This is a genomic window from Erythrobacter sp. SCSIO 43205 (genome assembly GCF_019904235.1).
Taxonomy (GTDB): Bacteria; Pseudomonadota; Alphaproteobacteria; order Sphingomonadales; family Sphingomonadaceae; genus Erythrobacter.
Genome location: NZ_CP063202.1, coordinates 2,711,938 through 2,736,565 on the forward strand (window position 1 = coordinate 2,711,938; position 24,628 = coordinate 2,736,565).

The 24,628-nt window shown below is 57.0% G+C and carries 13 protein-coding genes; 3 read left to right on the forward strand and 10 right to left on the reverse strand.

What is annotated here, in order from left to right; all coding sequences use genetic code 11:
- Positions 1-2 precede the first annotated feature (2 nt).
- From INR77_RS12855 to INR77_RS12885, 7 genes are all read right to left on the reverse strand, one after another.
- The gene (locus INR77_RS12855) at positions 3-1,796 is read right to left on the reverse strand and encodes a ShlB/FhaC/HecB family hemolysin secretion/activation protein (RefSeq protein WP_223071427.1); all 1,794 of its coding nucleotides are present in this window, start codon (positions 1,794-1,796) and stop codon (positions 3-5) included.
- Entirely contained in the window at positions 1,796-4,927 is a 3,132-nt protein-coding gene (locus INR77_RS12860; RefSeq protein ID WP_223071428.1) for a CHAT domain-containing protein, read from the reverse strand. The genes INR77_RS12855 and INR77_RS12860 overlap by 1 nt, the downstream gene beginning before the upstream one ends.
- A gap of 364 nt (positions 4,928-5,291) precedes the next feature.
- On the reverse strand, positions 5,292-6,875 hold the full coding sequence (locus INR77_RS12865; protein ID WP_223071429.1) for a sodium/solute symporter: 1,584 nt from the start codon (positions 6,873-6,875) through the stop codon (positions 5,292-5,294).
- Positions 6,876-6,918: 43 nt separating this feature from the next.
- Entirely contained in the window at positions 6,919-9,318 is a 2,400-nt protein-coding gene (locus tag INR77_RS12870; protein ID WP_255573782.1) for a glycoside hydrolase family 3 protein, read from the reverse strand.
- 101 nt (positions 9,319-9,419) lie between these two features.
- A complete protein-coding gene (locus INR77_RS12875) occupies positions 9,420-10,622 on the reverse strand; it encodes an MFS transporter (protein ID WP_223071430.1) in 1,203 nt (400 codons plus the stop codon).
- Positions 10,619-11,674 (reverse strand): LacI family DNA-binding transcriptional regulator, encoded by a 1,056-nt coding sequence (locus INR77_RS12880; protein ID WP_223071431.1) that lies wholly within the window; start codon positions 11,672-11,674, stop codon positions 10,619-10,621. Before INR77_RS12880 ends, INR77_RS12875 begins: the two co-directional genes overlap by 4 nt.
- 237 nt (positions 11,675-11,911) lie before the next feature.
- Positions 11,912-15,259, reverse strand: coding sequence for a TonB-dependent receptor (locus INR77_RS12885; RefSeq protein ID WP_223071432.1), 3,348 nt, complete (start codon positions 15,257-15,259; stop codon positions 11,912-11,914).
- Positions 15,260-15,451: 192 nt separating this feature from the next.
- Here INR77_RS12885 and INR77_RS12890 point away from each other — a divergent pair, with 192 nt between their 5' ends.
- Positions 15,452-16,960: a tryptophan halogenase family protein gene (locus INR77_RS12890; protein ID WP_223071433.1), complete on the forward strand. Its 1,509-nt coding sequence runs from the start codon at positions 15,452-15,454 to the stop codon at positions 16,958-16,960.
- 148 nt (positions 16,961-17,108) lie between these two features.
- On the opposite strand, the gene INR77_RS12895 is transcribed toward INR77_RS12890, so the two are convergent.
- Positions 17,109-19,871 (reverse strand): bifunctional aconitate hydratase 2/2-methylisocitrate dehydratase, encoded by a 2,763-nt coding sequence (locus tag INR77_RS12895; RefSeq protein ID WP_223071434.1) that lies wholly within the window; start codon positions 19,869-19,871, stop codon positions 17,109-17,111.
- Positions 19,872-20,306: 435 nt separating this feature from the next.
- Here INR77_RS12895 and INR77_RS12900 point away from each other — a divergent pair, with 435 nt between their 5' ends.
- Positions 20,307-21,506 carry a GGDEF domain-containing protein gene (locus tag INR77_RS12900; RefSeq protein ID WP_223071435.1) on the forward strand — a complete coding sequence of 400 codons (1,200 nt, stop codon included), beginning with the start codon at positions 20,307-20,309 and terminating at the stop codon, positions 21,504-21,506.
- 182 nt (positions 21,507-21,688) lie between these two features.
- Positions 21,689-22,090 (forward strand): hypothetical protein, encoded by a 402-nt coding sequence (locus INR77_RS12905; protein ID WP_223071436.1) that lies wholly within the window; start codon positions 21,689-21,691, stop codon positions 22,088-22,090.
- A gap of 3 nt (positions 22,091-22,093) precedes the next feature.
- On the opposite strand, the gene INR77_RS12910 is transcribed toward INR77_RS12905, so the two are convergent.
- Together INR77_RS12910 and miaB are read right to left on the reverse strand one after the other, a co-directional pair.
- Positions 22,094-23,146 carry a PhoH family protein gene (locus INR77_RS12910; RefSeq protein WP_223071437.1) on the reverse strand — a complete coding sequence of 351 codons (1,053 nt, stop codon included), beginning with the start codon at positions 23,144-23,146 and terminating at the stop codon, positions 22,094-22,096.
- Between the two features lie 125 nt (positions 23,147-23,271).
- Positions 23,272-24,594, reverse strand: a complete 1,323-nt coding sequence (miaB, locus tag INR77_RS12915) for a tRNA (N6-isopentenyl adenosine(37)-C2)-methylthiotransferase MiaB (protein ID WP_223071438.1) — start codon at positions 24,592-24,594, stop codon at positions 23,272-23,274.
- Positions 24,595-24,628: the final 34 nt, after the last annotated feature.

Genomic DNA, 24,628 nt, shown 5'->3' on the forward strand with positions numbered 1-24,628 from the left:
GATCAATTGAACCAGGGCTGCAATTGCACCGTAAGCGTCCCGAGAATTCTCAGATCGCCTTTGCTTGTTTGAAGATTGGTTCTTTCCAGCGGCACCGCTGCGAACAGGTCGAACAGCGCCTGCCGCCCGATGACCATTCGCATTCCCCCGCCAAGCGAGGTCAGGCTGTCAGACGTATCAGCCGCATCGTTCAATTCGACGCGCGCGTAATCGACAAAGGCAAAAGGCTGAACCGCGACCCCGTCCGGCGATTCCGGAATGAGTGAGCCAGCAAAGGCTTCAAATTGGAAGCCATAACCCTTGTCACCGATAATCGCGCCCGGATCATATCCGCGCCCGACCGTGAAGTTACCGCCTGAATATTGCTCGTATCCAAGCAGACGCGCAGAGGAATGCTGAAAGCGATTTCGCAAGGTGAAGCCGAATGTTGGCGCCGGGCGATAGGTGAAGAAGGAATCGCCGCGAAGGACGAAGGCGCTTGGATCGGCATCAAGACGGCTGAGCGGAACAGCGCCGGGCGCAGTGCACACCGCAAAGTTCACGCCGCATGACGGCGATGCTCCAAACGCATCAAGGCCCTGGCGCACTTCGAGCGATGCCTGATAGGCGATTTTGGGTTCGAACACGGTATAACCACCGCGCCCGTTGATGCTGTCTTCATCCACCTTGGAAAAATCGAGCCGTGCAAACGCCACGCGCAATTTGTCTTCGCTAAAATCAAGGTCAGTGAAATCGACGCTTTGGTCGATCAGGTCACCACCTGCTGAAAGGCTCAGATTGCGTTGTTGCGAGCGGATGATCGGATAGCGGGCATAGAGCGATGCGACAAAGGTGTCGGTGTCAAATACATTGGGCCCACCGGGAATTTCAGGGGTCGACCATGCGCGCGTTCCCGACAGTCCGAACGTCAGCCCTTCTGAGCCCACTTTGAACTCGTGATGGCCCGATAGTACGAGCTGCTCGCTAAAGTCATGGGTGGCATAGCCGCTGATCATGGTTTCATCGCCAAGACCGGTAAGGCCATTAAGGCGCACCCGAGCAAGCCCGCCAAACCGACCGATTTCGCGGCTGCCAAAATTCTGGACATTCACATCGATCAGAAGCGGCGTGTGCACCACGTCAAAAACGCCCACAACATCGCCCGGATTGCCGCCCTGCTCTTTGGCCAGCGGCTGCAATGTGAGGCGCACATCAAGGCCGGGAATATCGCGCGCAAGCAGCAAATAGCGCTCAGCATCTTTGGAGTTGAACACATCTTGTGCTGCGAGTTTATCGAGGACGGGACGAAGCGCCCCGCTTGATGCGCCTGCATCGCCGCGCACCTGGACGCCTTTCATCCGGGCAAGCAGTACGTCGAATTTGACCTTGCCTTCCCCGATCGTCTGGACCGGAACCTGAACCGCGGCGAGATAGCCTTCGCTGCGCAGGATCGTTGCGGCGCGGTCGCGGATATCGCAGATCCTCGCAAGCGGGATTTCCTGCCCGATATAGTCGGAATAACTCGCCGCAAGCAGCGCAGGGTCAATCGGGCCTAGGCCGGTAAACTCTGGCGCGGCGAAGGTGAATGTAAGGTCGGCAAATTGCGGCGCTGCGAGCGGGCAAGGAGCGCGCTCGATGTCACCTTCTACCGATACAGGCGAAGGCCGCTGGCGCAATTGATCTTCGATAGTGCGCCGATCAATTTCCTCGCGTGTGGGAGCAATCTGACCTTGCGCTTGGGCAACGCCTGGAAACGCGCTTGCCAGCACCATGGCACCGGCCATTGCCGCTGAAGATTTCATAACAAGACCAGCCATTACTTCGCCTCCACCGTGTCAGCCGCAAAGGCGAGGTCATTGTTGTTTGATTGCATTTGCGAGGACAACAGCGGACGGGTCGCATCGCCGATCACCGCAAAGGCTGCCCAATAGAACGGGTGAGAGGTTGCGGCATCGTCCATCAAAAGCTGGCGCGATTGGCCAAGAGCATTGCCGATCGTTTGCCCTTCACCGCGCCGGAACATTTCTGTCATCAAGCGCTGGGTCGCGTTGAAGTCATCGGGCACCGGCCAATGGCTCGCCATAACGGCCCGGCCACCCGCCCCGACAAAGGCACGCACCAGCCCCTCAAGCTCAGAGCCGCCACCCGTCGAAAGGCCCGCTGCTCTGGTCGCTTCGATGCTGGCACCGCCGGCGGTATCGCAGGCTGACAGGATCACGAGGTCGGCATCAAGATCGAGTTCGAAAATCTCTTCGAAGCTCAAAAGGCCATCAGACCCGGCACCGCCAAATGACGTGACCAAAGCAGGCTTTGCAGGACACCGGGGATCAGGAGGCGTGACCAGACCGTGCGTGGCAAAGTGCAAGACGCGGTATTCATCAAGATCGCCGCGCTGGGTGATGCCTACATCGGTAAAGCCTTCCTGCGTGACAACCTGCGCCAGATCAGAACCGATAATCCCGGCTGCTGTGCGCAATTCCGATGCGCTGATCGGCTCGTTCCACTGATTGGCAGGCCAGAAGCAATCGAGTTCTGCGCGCTCAGTGCTGGAGATAAAGCTCGCTGGCAAATTAGCGCCAACCGGAGCATTTTCGCCAAAGCCGACATATTGCCGCTGCGCGCGTGAATTGGATGCTTTGCGCGATTGCACGAAAGCTTCGGCAGAAACAGCCGTACTGACCGCTCGGCCACGGCCAAGCCAGGCAACGCCAGTAAAGTCGTACTCATCTGCCATCGGGCCGGAAAGCCGTGCCTCATAGCGCTCCACCGACGCATCATCGGTGACCAGAAGATCCGGGGGCAGTCTCAGCATTGCCCCATCGGGTTCAAAGATCAGGTGATTGGCCGCTTCAAGCTGGGCTGCAATCGGACCAAACAGCGTCTTGTAAAGCTCGCGCGCCTGCCCGATTTCGAACGGCAGGGTCAGGACTTCGTCAGCGTCCACAATAGCGATGGAATCGCGGATCGCATCCACGCTCGCGTCAAGCTGTGCATTTGTGATCGGCGCGCGGTAAGCCTTAGCCGTCTTGCTGTCTGTGTAGAAGACATAAACGTCATCACCTACCACAGCGAGCCGCGTGTAAGCCTCACCCGGTTTAAGGGCCGCGCGGAACTCATCAAGCTCCAGCGCGGACTGCGACACCACCCGGTATTGCGGGTATGCGTTCAGTTGCGCCTGTGTCTGGATTTGCGCGTTCTCCAGATTGTCGATCTGAGCCGAAAGCTCGCCTGCACGGCGGCGATTGTCGGCGGTATCGGGTTGCGCTGCCAACGCTTCAAAGCGGATACGCGCACGCTCAATCTCGCGCCCAAGGTCAACCGACTGGCGGAACAGGCGCGATGCTTCGTCCGAGTTTGCACTCAGGCGGCGCGCAAGCACGGCCTGTGTTTCAGCAACGCCGGGCCGGACAAGAACCTGAGCAGCTTTGAAAAAGTCATTGGCCGCCCCCTCATCGCTGCCAACACGCGTTGCCAGAAGCGAATAATATGGTTCCAACTGGTTGGCGAACCCCACTGTCGCATTGCGTTTGCCGATCGCGCGGTCAATGACCGAACCATAAAGCGCCAAGGCCTCTGCCTCGCGCTCTTCGCGAAGGAGGAAGGAGGCAAGCTGAGCCTCCGATGCGCTTACTGCGCGGCGTTCGGGATATTGGGCGCGCACAAGCGCCAAACCATTGCGCAAATAGGCTTCAGCAAAAGCAGAATTGCCTTGACGCTCCGCGATGAGCGCCAGGTCGCCAAGCACTTGGGTGCGAAGACGCGTGATGGAGGTAACCCGCCCGTCGCGCACAGCCAAGGCTTGTGAATAAGCGTCAATCAAATCAGCCCGGGCACCTTCGAGATCACCGCCCAGACGCCGCGCCGTACCCCGGATTTGCAGGGCCTGCGCATCGATGATTTGCGCGCGCTCTTCGGGTGTCAAGCTAAGCTCATCGACAACGCCAAACAGGAAGCCTGTCTCCTGCTCTCGGTTGAGCCGCTCGGAAATGGGAACCGTGATCACAAGCTCGCCGGCGAGTGTCCCTGCGCCAACCGCGCTATCGGGAAGCTCTTGCGACACACGCTCAATCGCGGCCTCGCCGAATCCCTGATTCAAGAGATGGATCGCTTCGAAATTGCGCAGGAGCCGCGCAGTAATCGGGTCATCACCGCCAAATTGACGGGCGCGCTCAAACAGCCTGCTGGCCACGGCAAATTCACCCAGATTGCTTTTCTGCAAGGCGCGGTTGACGAAAAACTCACCCGGGTTGATCGCCGCATCACCATCGTCCTGAAGCCGCTGCTGAAGCGTTTCAAAATAGGCCGCTGCCTCAGCATATTCACCAGCCAGATTGCGGCGGTAGCCTTCGGCCAATGCCTGTTCGGGCTTGAGAGTTTCGGCCTGCACTCTTGCAAAGGACAAGGGATCGGAAACATTGGTTGATGCAACAGCAATCGTGCCTTGAGCGATGGCATTGTCGATCACCGATTGAAGAGCAAGCTGCGTTGCATCGTCATAGGCCGAATACCCTTCGGCGTAATAGGTCATGCCCCCCGATTGCGCGGTAATCTGGCTCCATCCCAGCTGCGTGTCATCGACTTGGCAGCTTTGTTTTTGCGAACCGGCGACGGGGCCTGCAGAGGAAGCGGCATCGCCTGGACACGTGACCGCAAACCGGCGCATCGAGCGAAGCGCATCCTGAGCCTGCGAATTGAAGCTTTTGAAGGCAAAAACCTCAGCAATAGGGCGCGGACTATCGCGGCATACAATCACCCAGCGGCGGTCGAAGATGGATTGGCTTGCCGGATTGCCGAGACTGCGATCTTGAACCTGGCACAAGATGCCGTCACTGTCGCCGATCGGGAAACTGTCTCTTGTCAGCACCGCCCCGCTCTGCGCGGACGCAGATGTAACCGACACGGCAAGTCCCAGAAGGACCGCGGAAACTCTGGTGGAATATCCCCCCACATTTACCCCCTATATGCGTGCAGCACGCGTGCCTCATCACGAGGCAGAAAAGCCAAATCCTAACGCGCGACACCCCTAACCTGCTGGCTACCTAAGGCCAGAGAGGCCGCCAGAATAGTACAAATTGGACAAGAGCAAACTTGGCACCGCTCTTCGCTCAACCTGTCTGACCTACTCTATGGACAATGTACAAGTCCGTCAGCAGCGAAAAGTGCACTATGTCACTTTGGCACAAAATAGTGCTCAGGAGCGTTCGTGGAAAGGCAGGGCAAGGGTCGGCCGCGGAGGCGATCACCTTCTGGCAAAGGTATCGCATCGCAGCCGCCCCGAATACACCTTTAATGGGGGGCAAAGGTCGCGCCGCCTACCAGAGCCAGACGTAAAGCCCGATCAATAGCGCAACGGTAATCGCAGCGAGCGTGTTGAACAGCGTGCTCGTCGCAAAGGCGATGTCAGAAAGCTTGACCGTGCGCTCTTCATCCGGAGTGGCGGTTGCGCGCGAGACGACAGCCGCCGCAACGATAGCACCCAAGAACACGAACCAAATCCGAATGATGAACGGCACGTCGGGCAAACCGAATTTGAGCGCGATATTCACGATCAACGATCCGATGAGAGCAGTGAAAGCGCCCGCTGCATTGGTCTTCTTGTCAAAGAAGCCGAGCAAGAACACGACCACGATACCGGGTGCAATAAAGCCAGTGTATTCCTGAACCGTCTGGAACCCACTTTCAAACCCGCCGATAAACGGCCGGGCAAGCACCAGAGCGATTGCCATCGCGCTAAACGCAGCGATACGTCCAACGGTCACGTAATGCTGGTCGCCGCGATCAGGGCGCGCGGCTTTATAAAGGTCCATCGTGAAGATCGTCGAGATCGAGTTCATCATCGAGGCAAGCGAGGATACCACCGCTGCGATCAGGGCTGCGAAAACGAGCCCGCGAAGCCCTGCGGGCGCAAAGGCCATCAGTTCGCCATAGGTGCGGTCTGACTTATCTGCGAGCGCTTCTGCGTTCAGCACTCCTTGCTGCGCCAGAATGACCGCCGCAATGCCCGGCACGACCACAATGAAGGGCACAAGGATCTTGAGGAAAGCAGCAAAGGCAAGCCCCTTTTGCGCTTCTCCCAAATTCTCCGCGCCCAGCGCACGCTGGATGATGTATTGGTTGAAACCCCAATAGCTGAAGTGCAGAACCCAAAGGCCGCCAAGCAGCGTCCATATTCCCGGCAGATCGGAATACGCCGGATGCTCTGGCTCCAAGATCATTTCAAAGTGGCCCGGCATCTCCTGCATAAGATAGCCAAAGCCCGCCAATGCGCCGTCCGCAGGCAAAGCGTCCAATGCAAACCACGTGATGGCAAGGCCGCCAAGGATCAGGATCACGACCTGAATAATATCAGTGAGCGCAACCGCTTTTAGCCCGCCGTAAAGTGAATAAAGCGCGGCAAATCCGGCGAGCGCCATCATGCAATACATGATCCCCCACCCGGTCAGCGATTGCACCGCAAGACCGCCAAGCCACAACACCGTGGTGAGGTTTACCGCCGTGTAAAGCGCGACCCAAAAAACGCTCATCAGGTTCTTAACGCCGTCGCCATACCGTTGCTGCAAGAACTGCGGCATGGTGTAAATGCGGCGCTTCAAGAAGATCGGCAGGAAGAATTTCGCGACGATAAGCAGGACGATAGCCGCCTGCCATTCATAGGCCGCAATCGCCACGCCCACGGCAAAGCCTTGTCCCGATTGCCCGATAATCTGTTCAGCCGAGATGTTCGAGGCGATCAAGGATGCGCCAATCGCCCACCACGGCAAAGCGCGGCCAGCAAGGAAGTAATCCTCAGTGTCCTTTGCATGGCCCGCAGGCTCGCGGCTTACAAACAATGCAATGCCGAGCAATGCGATCGCATAGCCTGCAATGATGATGATATCGATTGTCTCCAGCGTCACCGCCGCCTCTCCCCGTCTTGTTTTATCTAAAGAGCCCGTGTTGTCAGAACGAGCACTCCATTCCCTCTGCCGCATCTTCGCGCGCTATGCTTGAAATCTGAATGGCGAATGGCGCTTTTGATGCAATGGTGAGTGCGTTATTGAGCCCTGCAAGGCATTGTTCTGTCACCACCATTTCGCGCCAACCCTTGCCCTCTGCAACCAGAAGTTCTTGCGAAATATCAAGGCTGGCGCCCCCGCTTTGCAGAACCACTGGGCCCGCTGGCCGTTGGCTCACAAGATATTCGATGCGGTAAGCGTTGCCGCCTTGTGGACCGCTCAGCTCAAGCGCCGTTTGCGGGCCGAAAGTAATTTGCCGCGCATCTTCCTGTGCATTGCGGTCAACACCGATGGCAACAACGCCGCCAGCACGACCTCGAAGGTCAGGAAGCTCGGTCCCCTTGGAAAGCGCCTTGACCCGGTCAGCGAGGCGACCGGCAGCAAACCATTCTTCGGCCCCGCCTTTGGTCAAAACGTCGCAGGTTTCATCCAGTGTCGCAAGCTCGCTCGACGCACCGTAGGACAGGCCAAAGCCGAACGGAAAAAGCGCGCCTTCTGGCGAATTTATGGGATTGCCCTCACAAGTCGCAGGCCAGGTGAACGACAAGCGCCCTGTCGCATCGCGCTCACCATAAAGCACATCAGCAACCCCTGCCCCTTCGCTTCCCGGAAGCCATGCTGCGACAAATGCGTCGGCAGCGTTGATTTCGCGGTTCATCCACATGGGGCGGCCCGACAGGAATACGGCGACGGTTTTGATCCCCGCCTCGCGGTAGCGACGAAGCAGCTCCAACCCTTCCTCATCGCGGAAGACCAAATCCTTACGGTCGCCGACAAATTCGGCATAGGGCTCTTCGCCGAAAACCACGATGGCAGCATCGGGCTTTGCGCCATCGGCAAGCGTGCCATCGACGCTGAGTGTGGCTGTGCCTCCCGATGCATTTGCAGCCGCCTTAATACCTTCAAATATGGAGGTCGCACCGGGGAAATCATCAGCGGTAAGTTCGCCCCCGCCCTGCCAGGTGACAGACCAACCGCCCGCTTGCTGCGGAATGTTGTCAGCAGCCGTGCCGGCAACGACGATATTTGCCCCCGCCTTGACCGGAAGAACGCCATCATTCTTGAGCAAGACCAATGATTTGGCAACCGCCTCACGCGCAATCGCGCGGTGGTCGGGATGGCCGAGCAACTCCCACTGCCCCGCGTTCAAACGCTCTGACGGGCGCACCTCTTCGTCCAACATTCCCAATTGCTGTTTCAGCCGGAGAACCCGCGCAACCGCCTCGTCAAGGCGCGCCATCGGAATTGTCCCGTCGGCAACCTGGGCAAGCAGGCTTTCGTAAAGCGCCTTCCAATCTTCGGGCACCATGTAAACATCAAGGCCAGCCAGAAGCGCTTGCGGACAATCGGAATTGGTGCAGCCTTTGATCTGCCCGTGCCCGTTCCAGTCGCCAACCGTGAGCCCTTCAAAGCCAAGATTGCCGCGCAATTCGCCGTTCAAAAGCGGCTCATTACCGTGCATTTTGGTGCCGTTGATTGAGTTGAAGCTCGCCATCACGCTCGCAACCCCTGCATCAATCGCCGCAGGGTATGGTGCAGCGTGGATCGCCATAAGCTCGGCCAGATCGCCGTTCACGTCGCCTTGGTCAACACCCTGCTCTGTACCGCCATCGCCAAAAAAGTGCTTGGCCGTTGCAGCAACTTTGCCTTCGCGAAGGTAATTGGCATCGCCCGGACGCCCTTGAAGCCCCTCGATCATGGCGACGCCGAGTTTTGAGACGAGCTCCGGGTTTTCTGAGTAACTCTCGTATGTGCGGCCCCAGCGGTCATCGCGCGCCACAGCCACAGTGGGCGCAAAAGTCCACTCGATGCCTGTTGCCTCAATCTCGATCGCTGTCGCCGCGCCAATCCGGCGAATAAGGTCAGCGTCCCCTGTCGCGCCAAGCCCGATATTGTGAGGGAAAACTGTCGCACCGATCACATTGGCATGGCCGTGCACCGCATCAGTCCCCCACAAAACAGGGATGGCAGGCTCGCCACCCGAAAGCGGCTTTACCGAGGCATCCCAATAAGCATCCGCCAATTCGAGCCATTCGGGAGCGGGCGCAAAGTCATTGTTATTGGGGCCAGAATTGCCACCATTGAGGATCGTGCCAAAACGATATTTCTCGACATCCGCCGGAGTGATCGAGCTGATATCAGGCATCACGATCTGTGCGACTTTGCGCTCGACACTCATCCGCGAGAGCAGGTCTGCAACCGGATCAGCAGCCGATTGCGTGGACAGAGCAGCGGGTGCCTGTACCGCCTCGCTACTGGCCGTGTTGAGCGAGGAATTGGTGCAAGCAGACAGCACGCCAGCCAAAGCTGTGCCAAGGACAAGGCCCCGAGCATTCATACGCATTATTGGTAAGTCCCTCCCAAAGACTTTTCGCATCTCAAATCCCAAATGAGAACGTTATCAAGACCCTACAAAAGGGCCCGACTATTGCAAGCAAAAAGCCATCATTTTCGCACAGGAATGGTCATTAAAAGCGCGCCTGCAGCGATGGACAATACGGCAAACAGGGCAAACAAAACCGTAAAGCCGAAGCCGGGCACCAAGGCGAGTGTAAGCCACGGCATGACCAATGACGGGACAGTGTTCGTCAGATTGAACACGCCCATGTCTCGCCCACGATGACGCGGTTCAGGAAGGACGCGCAAGGTCTGGGCTGAGTGCAGGGACAGGAATACGGAGGCAGCGCTGCCGAAGATCACGAAACCGGCAACCGCAATCGTCAGATTGCCGGTCCAGGCCATGATCACAAGGCCGATAGCGGACACAAATGCGCTGGCGGTAAGCGGCAGAATCGGACGCCGCGCGCGGTCTGACCATCGCCCCAGCAAAAGCGTCAGCGGGACTGACAGAACAAGGATCGCGCTGAACGTATTGGCGACAGAATTTTCGTGAAAATTGGGCTGAATCGAGCGCAACCAGAACAGCATGAAAGCAAACAATCCGGCCTCCGCGATCTGAACCAGAAAGCGCGCTGCCCACATAACAGCCAGTGTGCGGCGCGAGTGGGGGACCACGTCTCTGATTGCGGGTTGGGACACACAGCTTTCCATCAATTGTGGCCGTGTGCGAGAACGTCCTGCGATAATGGCAGGTAATATGAGCATGGCCACCAGACTTGCGACAACGGCAAGACGCGATTGGGCAGGCACCAGCGCATCTATCGTGACAAACGACCCGGAAAGAGCGCCCAGCGCAGGGGCAAAGGAAAGCGCCCCTCCAAGCATCCCCTTCTGACTATCTGGGAACAAATCCCCAGCCCATGCCATGAGCGGACCCAACATCATATTGAGCGCGACCTGCCATGCCATTGTCAGGAGTATGAGTTGATTGACATCACCGACATAATCTACCGCAATCATCAACAAACCGGACGAAATCAGACCGGTGACAATCCACGGCAATCTCGTTTTGCTGCGGTCGCTCAGCATACCGAATACGATGTTTGCAATGCTCGCGACCACGGCGCCATAGAACGTCACCCGCGCCAGAGCGGGCACGTCCTCACTTCCCACAAGCGCGGTGATCTTGAGCGGCAAAAGCACCGTCAAAAAAGGGACATAAGCAATCGCGCCACCACCTGCCGCGAGCGCAAACAGCGCCAGAAACCAAAGCGGCTGAGGCTTTGCTGCGGGGATTTGATTGCTCAAGCGGCTCTCGGCGCAGGCCCTATGGATGCGCGCTCTTCAAGGCGGGCGGGCACATCAATCACATCGCCCGGGACGGCGTCCTTACGCTGGGTGATTAGATGTTCGACCGCCTTGGACACGGTTTCAGCAATGGGTTGATCGATGGCGGTCAAAGGCGGCTGGGAAAAGCGCACGATGGGCGTATTATCAAACGAGATCAGCGAGAAATCGCGCGGCACATGAAGGCCCCGGTCGCGGGTCACCTCCAATGCGGCCAAAGTCATCTGATCGCTGCTGCCAATCAGCGCAGTGAGCCGGGGATTGCGGTCGAGCAATGCGCGTGTCGCCGTGGTGCCGGATTCGTAACTGAAATCGCCGCGCTCTTTTAAACCCTCGCTGTTCAGGCCATGGTCCGCCATCGCGCGGCGCCAGCCTTCGACCCGCCATTCGCTTAGCGAATATTCGCGCGGGCCAGCGATAATCCCGATTTGCGTGTGGCCAAGCTCTATCAGGCGCTTTGTCGCGTCATAAGCAGCCCCCTCATCGCCCATCGTCAGGGGCACGCCCGGCCCTTCTTCCTTCGACCCGATGCGCGCAAATGGAATACCGCGCCGTGCCAGTAGACTGGTGATCAGAGCGTTCTCCGAATGCGGCGGGGTGAGCACAACGCCATCAGGCTGAAGCGCGGCGATGGCCGCATCCAATTCGCGCTCCACGTGCTCGCTGCGCGTATCGACCAGTTCCACGATCATGCGATAGCCATGCTCTGAGCATTTCAGGATTCCGCCGAGCAGCATTTGGTCGACCCAGTCCGTCCCTTGCCGCTCACGCCAATCGGCGAGCGTGCGTTCACGGTCGTTAAGCGCCAGAATGATATAGGATTTCGACCCGCTCATCCGCTGGGCGGCAAGCGATGGGACATATCCCAGCCGCTCAATCGAAGCGCGCACCTTGTCGCGCATATGGGGCCGGACATTGGGCCCGTCATTCACCACGCGGCTCACCGTTTGCAGGGACACCCCTGCATCTTCGGCCACGTCACGGATTGTTACCGATTTTCGAGTGCGTGCCACTCTACCAAATCCTTCCCTGAAGCTTGATCCCTTAAGCTCCCTACGGGCTTAACCGCTAACGCATTGGCGTGCGGTAATCCAGTCGGTTGAGAGACAATCGGGGATAGCTCTTCTTCGCTCCCCAATCACCGTCCTTTCAAGAGAAAACTCTCAAAAGAAAGGGGACTTTGCCCCCTCAAGCAAAGCCCCCTTTTGGCGCCATTCGCATTAAGGAACTGGCGCTAAGTTCGTGTCGCTTTAGAAATCGAAGCGAACAAGGAAGGTGTAGCGGCGGTCATTGCGGAAGGCCGAGCGTGTGACACGGTTTCCGGTGTAATCAACAACCTGGCTTGTCTCGGTCACTTCATCGAGCAGGTTCACGCCCTGGACGCCCACTTTGATGTTGTCCGTCACATCGTAGAAGAGCGAGGCATCAAGCTGTCCGGTTGCCTCCTGCCAGATTGGCGAGAACGGATAGATGTCATCGCGAACCGTGATCAGGAAGGCCGAACGCCAGTTGTAGGCGGCACGAGCAGAGAAGCCGTATTTCTCGTAGAAGATCGTGGCGTTGACAGCGTGCTTCGACACACCAGCCAAAGGCTGATCTGCGACGAATGGTCCGGCGTTCAGCTCGCCCGACGCGCTTGTCACAGAGGACTGGCCTGCTGCGGCGAGAAGCGGGTTGGAGAAGTCGCCAGCATCCACATAGGTGTAGGTGGCTGCCATACCCAAACCGTCGAGCGGTCCTGGCAGGAAGTCGAAGGTTTGCTGCCAGGCAAATTCAAAGCCGGTCAACCAACCGTCCTGCGTGTTAGCCGGACCATCGACCTGCACATCCAGATTGCCAGCCGTCTGGGTTGGATAGCTGACAGTGGTGAACTCCCTGTCGATGAAGCCCTTCACGTCCTTGGCAAACACGGTGGCCGTGATCGAGCCGACCGCGTTGAAATACCACTCAGCCGAAAGGTCGTAGTTCCAGATCGACACGGGCAAAAGATTGCGGTTACCCGTTTGAAGACCAAACAGCGGACCTGATCGAACTTCTGTCACCAGGCCGTCACCGTCAATCGAAATCAGCGAGTCGGTCAGGTCGCCAAGCCCACCGCTTGAGCGATAGAATTGGAGGTCTGGACGGTCGATATTGCGCGAAACCGCAGCGCGGAACAGCAAGCCATCGCCCACATCCAGCTTCGCATTGAAGCTTGGCAGCCAGTGGTTGAATGTGATGGGCTCGTTATCAACAATCACTTCGCCAGTATGTGCAGAGACGAACTGCGACAGCAGGTCCGGGCTCAGCTCACAGAAGCCGCGCTGCGAACCTTGGCCTGATCTGCGAAGGTTTTGGAGCTCTGTCGGGTCACAAAATGCGAGAACTTCGTCCTGTGTTACAACGCCGTCATTGTTCGACGTTGCGATTTGCGGCCCGTCAAAACGGCTTGGATCAGGCAACTGGATGCCGCCAACACGGCGCACTTCGGTTTCGACATAGCGAAGACCAAAGTTACCTTCGATGTTCCAGCCATTGCTGAAGTCATGGCCGTAATCGATCCGAGCGTAGGCAGCCTTGGTAATCTCGGTCACTTCCGAAATATCACCGGGCAGGAAGACGCCATCGACCGCGCCTTCGCGGCCGCGGATACCATAGTTGCCGAACTCGGGGGTCTGGCTGAACGTCGCCAGTTCTTCAAACTCGCGGTCAACCTGACCGGACAGGTAATCCTGAAGGAAGTCATCACCGCCGTAGAAGAAAGTGCCACCTTCGGGCAGAGGAGCCGGCACGCCATCACGCTGGAAGTTGTCGGCAAAGACATTGCGCAATTGGGAGAATTCGGGGAATTCATCCTGATAGGCGCCGCCTGCGATTGCGAACTCTTGACCCGGAAGTCCGGTAAAGAAACGGCCCGGTTGGAAGCCACCGGTTGCCGCGCAACCCGGACCAGCGTTCCAAGGCGCACAGCCTGCACGGCCAGCCCAAGGCGCGGACAAGTTGCCCCACGTGCTAAAGTTGGTGTTGCGGGTCGTGCGATCACGTTCAGCCCAGCGCGCACCAAAACGCGCCGCTTTGAAGAAGCCATCGTCGCTGATGTCATATTCAGCATCGAAACGCAGACTGTCGAGATCACCCTCATTGCGCTCCGCGCTGTCGAGGCCGAACCAGTAGTACTGGTAGAAACCACTGGTGAAATAATCGTCTGGCGACCCTTGCGGCGCAAGGAACTGTACCTGAGGCACGGTGCCGCTCGCATCAATCGAGACATCCGCCCAGGTGTTCATCGCCCCGATGATGGAATCGCGACGCAGGTCAGACGAAATGGTCTGCGCCTCGAAGTTCACGCGGAAGCGATCGGTGACGTTCCATTTGACGTCAAACGAGAAATCCTCGGTCACCGCTTGGGTGGCACGCTGGAAGCGCAGGGCCTCCAACGGGATACCACCGCGGCCAAATGGCGTTGCATAGGCATCGCCCACACGCTGCGTCAGAGTGCCGCTTTGGAAGAAGCCATTCTCATCGTAAGTGAAATCCGACCCGGCACGAGCGGTCGGGTTGAGCGCATTGTCATTGACCAGCGAGACGAGCGAATATTCATCCGTCGCAAAGGTCGTCTCTGCACGAAGCCACTCAAATGTTGCGATAAAGTCGCCGGTGGGATCTTCATATTGCATCACCGCTGACCACGCCTCGCGGTCACGGTCGAGATTGGTGGTACGCACACCTGCCCCGCGCGGGACAAGGACTGATCCTGCTGGCGGGAAATTGCCTTCGTCAGCGAGGATCGGGCCAAAGAAGCCGCCCGAGTTCACATCTTGAGCGCGGAAACATCCGCCGCTTAGGTCAGGATCGCGATAACATGGATCGGTGATCTGGCTCGCGTCAGTGCGGCTCTTCAATTCCGATTGCGCATAGGCAAGTTGGAAGCCCAAAGACCCAGCTTCGCTTTCCCAAACTGTCGAACCAAGCAGCGAGAACTCTGGCGAAGTGCTGCCGCGGAAGTCGCCGTAGTTGACCCCGACGGTGCCCGCAATCTTCGTGCCGCCCGTGTCGAGAGGCTTGCGCGTTACAAGGTTGACCGTACCCGAAGCGCCGCCTTCGATCATGTCAGCGGTCACGTTCTTGAACACCTCGACGCGCCCAAGCAGCTCAGGCGACACGTCGTTAAAGCTAAGCACGCGGCCACCGTTCGCCGAGAAGATGTCACGGCCATTCAGTTGCGAGCGCGCATAGGGAAGACCGCGGATGATAACGCCCGTACCCTCAACCGAGAAACGGTCGGGGTCAGTGGTCTTTTCAAACCGGCCAATGGTGATGCCCGGAATACGCTGGAGCGTTTCAGCAACCGAACGGTCAGGCAACGCGCCAATGTCTTCTGCGGTAATAACATCGACGAAAGTGTCAGCGTTCTCTTTGATGTTCTGCGCGCTTTCGAGCGATGCGCGGAAGCCATCAACAAAAATAACGTTCTCTTCGCTGGTCGCTTCTTCAGCGGGCGCTCCTGCTTCATTGTCCTGCGCAAATGCCGGGGCGGCAATCGCCATGGACAAAGCGAGCCCTGAAGCGGTGGTCAATGCAGAAATGCGCCGCGAAGGCGCAATTGGAGATGCTTTCATCTTACCCTGATCCCTTCCCAATGGATGCCGACACTCTTCTCTTGGCTCGGCTTGGACAATCGCCTAGCGCAAATTGAGAGCGTTCTCAAGACTTGCAATATTCTGTTCACATTGCATTGTGGCATCCAAGCAACAGCGACGCCCGTAGCTCAGCCTGCAAATGGGCAAAAATCGGGGAGTTCGGGAGGGAAAATGAGTATCAAGCGGATCGTAATTGTCGGCGGCGGAACAGCGGGTTGGATGGCTGCAGCAGCCATGTCGCGCCTCAAATTTGGCCGCACCCTCGATATTACCCTGGTCGAATCAGAGGCAATCGGAACCGTCGGCGTGGGCGAAGCAACGATCCCGCCTTTTGTAGATTTCAACGATTTGCTGGGGATTGACGAAGCTGAAATGCTGGCCTCAATCCAGGGCACTTTCAAGCTGGGTATTCAGTTTGAAAACTGGGGTAATCTTGGCGACAGCTATATCCACCCCTTCGGCGCCTATGGCTATGCGATGGGCGGGATTGCGTTCCATCATGTCTGGCACAAGATGGCGCAAGGCGGGGACAAACGCCCGATCCAGGCGTTCAATCTGGAAACCATGGCAGCCTATTTCGGCAAGTTTGCAAGGACGCAGGACTATCAGCGCGAAGACCTGCCCCCGATGAATTATGCCTATCACATTGACGCAGGAAAATACGCCGCTTTCTTGCGCAAATATGCAGAAACGCGCGGCGTTGTGCGCGAAGAAGGCAAAGTGTCTGATGTAGCGCAAAACCCTGAGACGGGTTTCATCACAAGCGTCACTTTGGATGATGGGCGCACTCTAGAAGGCGATCTGTTCGTCGATTGCTCGGGTTTCCGTGGGCTTTTGATCGAACAAACGCTTGGAACAGGCTATGAGGATTGGACCCACTGGCTCCCCTGCAACCGCGCGGTAGCCTTGCCGTGCCTGCGCGAAGATGGAAGCCCGCCCCCGCCCTTTACCAGAGCAACCGCGCACAGTGCTGGCTGGCAATGGCAGGTCCCTTTGCAACACCGCAACGGCAATGGCCACGTCTATTGCAGCGCGTATATGGAAGATCAGGAAGCGCTTGATATTCTTCTGGGAAATATCGCCGGCAAGCCTCAGGCAGACCCCAATTTTCTGCGCTTTGTGACCGGTCGCCGCAAAAAATTCTGGAATAAGAATGTGGTCGCCTTGGGGCTGGCTGCTGGCTTTATGGAGCCGCTCGAATCAACCTCAATCCACCTCATCAACACCGGCATCGACAAGTTTTTGTCCTTGCTATCGCTTGAAGGGATCACACAGGCACAGCAGGATACGTTCAACCGCCTGACAGGCCGGGAATATGCGCGCATCCGCGACTTCCTCATCCTTCACTACAACGCGACCCAGCGCACCGATTCAGACTTCTGGAATTATGTGCGCACGATGGACGTGCCCGACACCCTCACCGAGAAGGTCGAGATTTTCAAAGCCAATGGGCAAATCTTCCGTGAGGAAGACGAGCTGTTCACCGACACATCCTGGGCTGCGGTGATGATGGGACAAGGCATCAAGATGGGCGGCCATAACCCGATGGCTGAATCGATCGACGGACCTGAAGCGCGCAAGGAAATCGACGAGATGGAACGCTCCATCCGCTTCCTTGTCCAGCAAATGCCGGGGCATGGCGACTACCTGTCGCGCTATTGCCCAGCCGAAGCCGCTTGAGGTTTCACCAGGCTTCTGGCGCGGTTGATAACGCTCCCATTTGACGGTCAATTGCGTCCAGAACGTTGGACTATTTTTACGCGGCGCAAAGCAAAAACGGGCGGAGACTTGCGCCCCCGCCCGTCTTCAAAGCGCAGTGTTTTAGGGTTTAGAAGCCTTCGGTAGGCGGCGCGTAGCTCGTGAGGTTGATGCCTTCCACGGCTGCTGTGTATTCATCAATCGTTGGCGTGCGGCCAAGAATGGTTGAAAGCACCACGACCGGCGTCGAGGAAAGCAGGCTCTCGCCCTTTTTATCCGCGGCATCTTCAACAACGCGGCCCTGGAACAGACGCGTCGAGGTTGCCATCACCGTGTCACCCTTCGCCGCCTTCTCCTGGTTACCCATGCACAGGTTACAGCCCGGACGCTCAAGATAGAGCATATTTTCATACTCAGTGCGCGCCGCATTCTTCGGGTTCGTATCGTCAAACTCGAAACCGGCGTATTTGGTGAGCAGATCCCAATCGCCCTCTGCTTTAAGCTCGTCGACGATGTTGTAGGTAGGCGGTGCCACCACGAGCGGCGCCTTGAACTCAACCTTGCCGTGTTGTTTTTCAAGGTTCTGGAGCATTTCAGAGAGGATTTTCATGTCCCCCTTGTGCACCATACATGACCCGATGAAGCCCAGATCGACCTTCTTCTCACCACCGTAATAAGAGATTGGACGGATCGTATCATGGGTATAACGCTTTGAAATATCGTTATTGTTTACATCAGGATCGGCGATCATTGGCTCATTGATAACGTCAAGATCGACCACCACTTCCGCGACATATTTCGCGTTTGCGTCAGGGCGCAGCGCTGGCACTTCGCCGGACTTGATCTCAGCGATCCGCTTGTCAGCCTTTTCGATCAGGCCGGCAAGAACGCCTTTGTCATTGTCCATGCCTTTGTCGATCATGATTTGAATGCGCGACTTGGCGATCTCAAGCGATTCAATCAGCGTATCATCTTCCGAAATACAGATTGAGGCCTTGGCCTTCATCTCTGCGGTCCAGTCGGTGAAGGTGAAGGCCTGATCCGCCAGCAGCGTACCGATGTGCACTTCGATCACGCGGCCTTGGAAGACGTTGTCACCGAATTGCTTGAGCATTTGTGCCTGCGTTGCGTGAACCACATCGCGGAAATCCATGTGGTCTTTCAGCTTGCCTTTGAAGGTCACCTTCACGCTTTCAGGGATTGGCATGGTCGCCTCACCTGTTGCGAGCGCCAAAGCCACCGTGCCAGAGTCCGCACCAAAGGCGACGCCTTTCGACATACGCGTGTGGCTGTCGCCGCCGACGATGATCGCGCGGTCGTCGATTGTGATGTCGTTAAGAACCTTGTGGATCACGTCGGTCATCGGCGGATAATTGCCCTCCGGATCGCGCGCAGTGATCAGGCCGAACTTGTTCATAAAGCTCATCAGACGCGGAATATTCGTCTGCGCCTTTTGATCCCAAACCGATGCTGTGTGACAGCCGGACTGATATGCGCCGTCCACAGTGGGAGCGATGACGGTCGCCGCCATGGCTTCAAGTTCTTGGCTGGTCATAAGACCCGTGGTGTCCTGCGAACCGACAATATTCACGCCAACGCGAACGTCGGAACCGGCGTGGAGAACCTTGCCCGGCTCTGTGCCGATGGCATTGCGATTGAAGATTTTCTCAACCGCGGTGAGCCCTTGGCCCTCATGGCTGATTTCGCGATTAGCAGCGTAGGCAGATTTGAGCGGCAGGCCGAGCGTCATCTGCGCAAATGATTGAAGTTTCTTACCAAAGACCACGGCGTAAGAACCGCCCGCCTTCATAAACTCTACCTTTTGCGCGGTGAAAGCGCTCGACACGTCGGCGAGCTCCTTGTCGCCTTCGTAAAGCTTCTTCTCACGCGTGTTGATCGTCAGCACTTTGCCGGTTTCAACCGAGTAAGCCTGTTCAAGAATGGGATCGCCATAGCCATCCTTGACGACTTCGCCATTCTCGTCGGTCTTCTTGACCCAGTTTTTAAGGTCAAGGCCGATGCCGCCGGTCACGCCAACGGTGGTGAGGAAGATCGGCGAAATGCCATTGGTGCCTGCAACCACCGGAGCGATGTTGACGAAGGGCACATAAGGGCTCGCCTGCTTACCAGCCCACAGCGCGACGTTGTTGACGCCGGACATCCGCGAAGATCCGACGCCCATTGTGCCTTTTTCCGCGATCAGCATGACGCGCGCATCAGGATGCTTTTCCTTAAGCGCAGTAATCTCGGCCTGCGCTTCCGGTGAAATCATGCACTTGCCGTGAAGCTCACGGTCCGAACGCGAGTGCGCCTGGTTGCCGGGCGACAAGAGGTCGGTCGAAATATCGCCTTCGCCAGCGATGTAGGTGACGACTTTGATCTCTTCTTCAATGTCGGGAAGCTTGGTGAAGAACTCCGCCTTAGCGTAGCTTTCCAAGATGTCGCGAGCGACTGCGCTGCCGCTTTCGTAAGCTTTAGCAAGGCGCGCTGTGTCGGCGTCGTAAAGAAAAACTTGGGTCTTGAGCACTTCAGCAGCCTGCGCCGCGATGCCTGCGTCTTCGCCCAGCGCAAGATCGAGCAGCACCTCAACCGATGGTCCGCCTTTCATGTGCGAAAGAAGTTCGAACGCAAACTCTGGCGTGATCTCGGCAACGCTTACCTTGCCAAGGATGATTTCCTTCAGGAACGCAGCTTTAACCCCCGCTGCACTCGTCGTACCGGGAAGCGTGTTGTAGATGAAGAATTTCAGAGCATCATCGCGGTTGGCATTGCCCGCATCCTGAATAAGCGCGATGATCTCTGTGAGAAGCGCGCCATCGTCGATCGGCTTTGGCGAGAGGCCTTGCGTGTGGCGGTTTGCGATTTCGGCGAGGTAGTCGTCGTATAGGCTCATGTCAGATCCCAGATTTGCGTTGTGTCATCCCGTGCCTCGGCGCGCGTTGCATCCTTGCGCGCTCCATGCGCTGACGCGCGTATTAGAGACTTTCCCCGCGCGCAAGGGCAATATCCCTGCATAGTCTTGCGTATTTCCCCTCAGGCTCTCGCCAAAGTGATCCCGCCTCACCCTCTTCCGTTACGGCACGCTTACCCTCTGGGTCTTACGCAATCTTCTGCTCGCATGAGGATTAGCAATTAGTCGGACAATTGTCGCGAGGATAACGCGCCCGTGTGATCTGCAAGCAGGTCTGCGCAACGCATCGAATAATGCAACAGAGCAATTACTGGCGCATCAAATCTCGTGTTACAGCCCCTTCGATTGCAAGTTTTTAACATTGCTCGCTGGAAATACGAAAACCCCTGAGCTATCTGCGACAAATCAGGGGGAATCATGCAGATAGTCGCTGCTCTGGTGTGGCCGGCACTCGCTTTCGTTTTTGCCGTGGTTTTCGCAGGCCTTTGGCAGGCTGATCGTGCGCGCGCGCATTTGGCCGGTTTTGCCGCTGGTTTCTTCGCCCTCTTCCTTGCCATGTCAGTGCATATTGCGATCCCGTCACTAAGCCCGGTGATCTCGATCCCGCCGCTTCATGGATTGGCTTGCCTGAGTGTGATCGCCATTGTCTGGGGCGCAGCAAAGCGATTGGGGCAAAAAATACCGCTCACCGCGATACTTACGCTCTCTGCTGTTTCGTGTGTCGCTCTTTTTTATGCCCTTCACTCATCGGAACACTCACTCGCCTTGCTCATACAAAATGGCACCAGCGGTCTTTTGTTCGGGATTGGAGCGGTCATTTTGTGGACCACGCGTTCGACCGATTTGCTTGACCGGTTTTTGGTGACGACGATCAGCCTTCTGGCCGTCTTTAGCCTCTTCCGCCCGTTCGTAGTGCTGGCGCTTCACGTCGATTTGGCGCCCCTGATTGAAAGAGAACTCGAAGTCGCCGCGGTCAATGTCGTCATTATGACTTTGCTCACTGCAATGCTGGGAGGGGTTCTTGTTGCTATCGCGATCAAGGAAGCTCTTGATATTCGTCATAGCTCTGCCCGCATTGATCCGATCTCAGGCTTTCTGGACCTTCGCACATTTGAGCAAAATGGCGGGCAGGCTTTGGCCAATGCGCAACGCCTGAATATGCCTGCAAGCGTGGCCATCGTTGAATTTGACCGTTTTGACAGCTTGCAAAACAATTGGGGGCACGACACGGTTGATCGGATCATGCGTGAGATTTGCGATCTGGTCCGGTCAAGCCAACGAGAAAGCGATATTATCGGACGTATTGGCGAACATCGGCTCGCAATTCTGTTTGTCGGTGTGGGCGCTCAATCAGCGCTATCGATCATCCAGCACTTGCGCAAAGACATTGACCACAAATTGAACGATTGCATGAGAGGCGGCCTCAGATTCACGCTGTCAGCCTCGATTAGACAGAGCGAGCAACACAAGAATTTGCCTTCGCTTTTGTCAGCGACAATGCAACCTCTTGGCCCAAAGCAAAACCTGGGACCGGGCACCACATTCGTCAATGGCGTGCATATCCGCCCCTATCCCTTGGGAAAGCCCGGCGATGAAAACTTTATCGCTCTAGGCTAAAAATCTGCCGCAGGCGACTGCGGCAAGATTGGGCCTATTTCGGTCGGGAATAACGCCAGATGCAACCATTGCGTGCATCAGTCGTACTTATTCATGGGGCAAGCAAAGATACTTAGTGGATGGGATGGTCCTTGAGTTTTCTCAAGCGCCAAAACACGCTTTGGAGTGAGGATGCTTGCAAAATGAAACGAGACACAATGGATCGCCATGGTGCGCCGCGACCTCGGACTATCGATCACAACACCATCAATCACACCGCCCGTCGCCTTTTTGAAGAACGGCAATTGCGAGCCGAGTATTTGCCACTGGGAGATCTGCTTGGCGAAGCGGCTTGGGATATTCTGCTCTTTTTGTTCTTTACTCAGGCACAAGGAAAAGGCGCAAAAGTCGACAGCTTGGCGATTGCATCGCGAATGCCTGTTTCACGAACCTTGCGTTGGCTTGAGCGGTTAGAACAAAAAGAAATGGTCTTTGCCTACCGCGACGAGGAGAACAGCGATGAGGTTTACCTGCGCCTTACCGCAAAAGGCCATTTGGCGATGTCGCGATACCTTGAAAAAATCGCCATGCGCGAATTGCGCTAAGGATCAGTTCATACCTTCATAGGCTTCAACGATGCGTCCCACGATGGGGTGGCGCACCACATCGCCTGCCCCAAAGCGGATCGTTCCGAAACCCTCGACCCCTTCGAGCTTTTCGACCGCATCGGCAAGCCCGCTCATCCGGTCGCCGCCGGGAATATCAACCTGACGCGGGTCGCCGCAAATGACCATGCGCGAATTTTGCCCGAAGCGGGTCAAAAACATCTTCATTTGCTCGCGTGTGGTATTTTGCGCCTCGTCCAGAATCACAAAAGCATCTGCAAGCGTGCGGCCGCGCATGAAGGCAATCGGCGCAATTTCAATCTCACCGCTTTCGATGCGGCGCTCCACCTGCTCTGGCGGCATACAATCGTATAGCGCGTCATAAAGCGGTCGCAGGTAAGGATCGACCTTGTCCTTCATATCGCCGGGGAGGAAGCCCAATTTCTCGCCCGCTTCCACCGCTGGCCGCGACAGGATAAGGCGCTGGACGCTTCCCGTCATCAACTGGCTCACCGCTTGCGCCACCGCAAGATAGGTTTTGCCCGTCCCGGCTGGACCAAGCGCGAAGATGATGTCGTCACGCGCGAGACTGCGCATATAGGTGATCTGCGTCGCAGAACGCGGCACGATGGTCTTGCGCCGCGTACGGATCATGATCGGCGGCTCTTTTGTATCGCCGCTGATAATGCCTTCCAAAGTGGGCTCGTTCGACATGGCAATCAGCGATTCAATTGCACCAGCGTCCAAATCCTGACCCATGGCGAGGCGATCATACATCGTCATTAGCGTATCGCGCGCCCGTGCCACGGCATCTTCGGTGCCCTCGATTAAAACCTGATCACCGCGCGCGTGAATATACACGTTCAGCCTGTTTTCCACCTGCACAAGATTGGCGTCAAACTGCCCGAAGAGCGCGCCCAATAATGATTGGTTCTCAAAGGAAAGTTCGGCCCGCGCTCGCCCATTTGCGTTTGGCGCTTGGTCCGAATTGATAGCGGCAGGCACAACGGATGGATCAATTGCACCGGCGGGTTTCGCTGTGGGTCTGCGTCCCATAGAGTCCTTTGCAGTTGGACCACTCATGGAAAAAAGCGGCCATTTCGAGTCGTCAAGGTAAGCCGCTTTTGACGCTTGGCAAGTTACAGCCCTAGCGCGAACTGGGGAAAGTAACGGGACTGTCTTTAAATCACGCCGCGAATTGCATTGGGACCAGCTTCAACCAATTTGACGCGGGCCAGATCACCGATCTGCGCATCCCCTTCAAACCAAACGCTTGTCAGCCATGGTGACTTGCCTAGCACTTGTCCGGGCAGCTTACCCTTGCGCTCAATTAGAACGGAGCAAGTCTTGCCCTCCAGCCCTTTGTTGAACGCAAGCTGGTCACGGTTCAGGCGAGCTTGCAAGCGTTGGAGGCGATCATCCATCACTTCGCGCGGGATCTGGTTATCCATGGTGGCAGCGGGCGTGCCGGGGCGCGGTGAGTATTTGAAGCTGAACGCCTGAGAATAACGCACTTCATCGACGAGGCTGAGCGTGTCCTCAAACTCTGCCTCAGTCTCACCGGGAAAACCGACGATAAAATCACCCGACAGCGCAATATCAGGCCGCGCTTCGCGGAAGCGTTCGAGGAGCTTGAGATAACTCTGTGCCGTATGCGCACGATTCATCGCTTTAAGCACGCGGTCATTGCCCGACTGCACTGGCAAATGCAGATACGGCATGAGCTTTTCAACCTCGCCGTGCGCTGCGATAAGGTCGTCTTCCATGTCGTTGGGGTGACTGGTGGTGTAGCGGATACGCTCAACCCCATCGAGCTTTGCAAGCGCGCGGATCAATCCCGCTAGACCCACTTTGTGTCCCTTTGTGTCTTCGCCAGACCACGCATTGACGTTCTGCCCCAGCAGAGTGATTTCACGAGCGCCCGCTTCGATCAGCCTCTGAGCCTCGCCAATCAAATCATTGTAAGGTCGTGAAATCTCTGCGCCGCGAGTGTAAGGAACGACGCAGTAAGTGCAGAATTTATCGCAGCCCTCTTGGACCGTTAGAAACGCAGTCGGAGAACGTCGCTTGCGTTGTGGCAGCGCGCCAAACTTCGCGATTGCTGGCATATCGGTGTCAGTCGCGCGCTCCCCCTGCACCGCTTTGTCGAGCATATCGGGCAGGCGATGATAAGCTTGCGGGCCCACCACCATTGAGACAGCTGGCGCCCTCGCCATAATCTCTTCGCCCTCTGCCTGCGCCACGCAGCCCGCGACCGCGATCATCGGCGCTTTCTTCTGCGTCTTCCCCTTGGTGAGGCGGCCAATATCGGAATAAATCTTCTCCGCCGCCTTCTCGCGGATGTGACAGGTATTGAGCACCACAAGGTCCGCATCCTCGCCCTCAGGCGCAGGCGACAGGCCTTTTTCGTCCAGAAGTTCGCCCATGCGCTCGCCATCATAGACGTTCATTTGGCAGCCAAAGGACTTGACCCTGTAGGTTTTGGGAGGATTTTGCGGTTTCATGATGGCGCGCGCTTTAGCGGGATAGGCGTCTCAT

Coding starts and splice junctions, on each gene's coding strand:
- INR77_RS12870 (WP_255573782.1), bottom strand. CDS start 9,318: ATGCGTATGAATGCTCGGGGCCTTGTCCTTGGCACAGCTTTGGCTGGC.
- INR77_RS12900 (WP_223071435.1), top strand. CDS start 20,307: ATGCAGATAGTCGCTGCTCTGGTGTGGCCGGCACTCGCTTTCGTTTTT.
- INR77_RS12895 (WP_223071434.1), bottom strand. CDS start 19,871: ATGAGCCTATACGACGACTACCTCGCCGAAATCGCAAACCGCCACACG.
- INR77_RS12890 (WP_223071433.1), top strand. CDS start 15,452: ATGAGTATCAAGCGGATCGTAATTGTCGGCGGCGGAACAGCGGGTTGG.
- INR77_RS12885 (WP_223071432.1), bottom strand. CDS start 15,259: ATGAAAGCATCTCCAATTGCGCCTTCGCGGCGCATTTCTGCATTGACC.
- INR77_RS12910 (WP_223071437.1), bottom strand. CDS start 23,146: ATGGGACGCAGACCCACAGCGAAACCCGCCGGTGCAATTGATCCATCC.
- INR77_RS12905 (WP_223071436.1), top strand. CDS start 21,689: ATGAAACGAGACACAATGGATCGCCATGGTGCGCCGCGACCTCGGACT.
- miaB (WP_223071438.1), bottom strand. CDS start 24,594: ATGAAACCGCAAAATCCTCCCAAAACCTACAGGGTCAAGTCCTTTGGC.
- INR77_RS12855 (WP_223071427.1), bottom strand. CDS start 1,796: ATGGCTGGTCTTGTTATGAAATCTTCAGCGGCAATGGCCGGTGCCATG.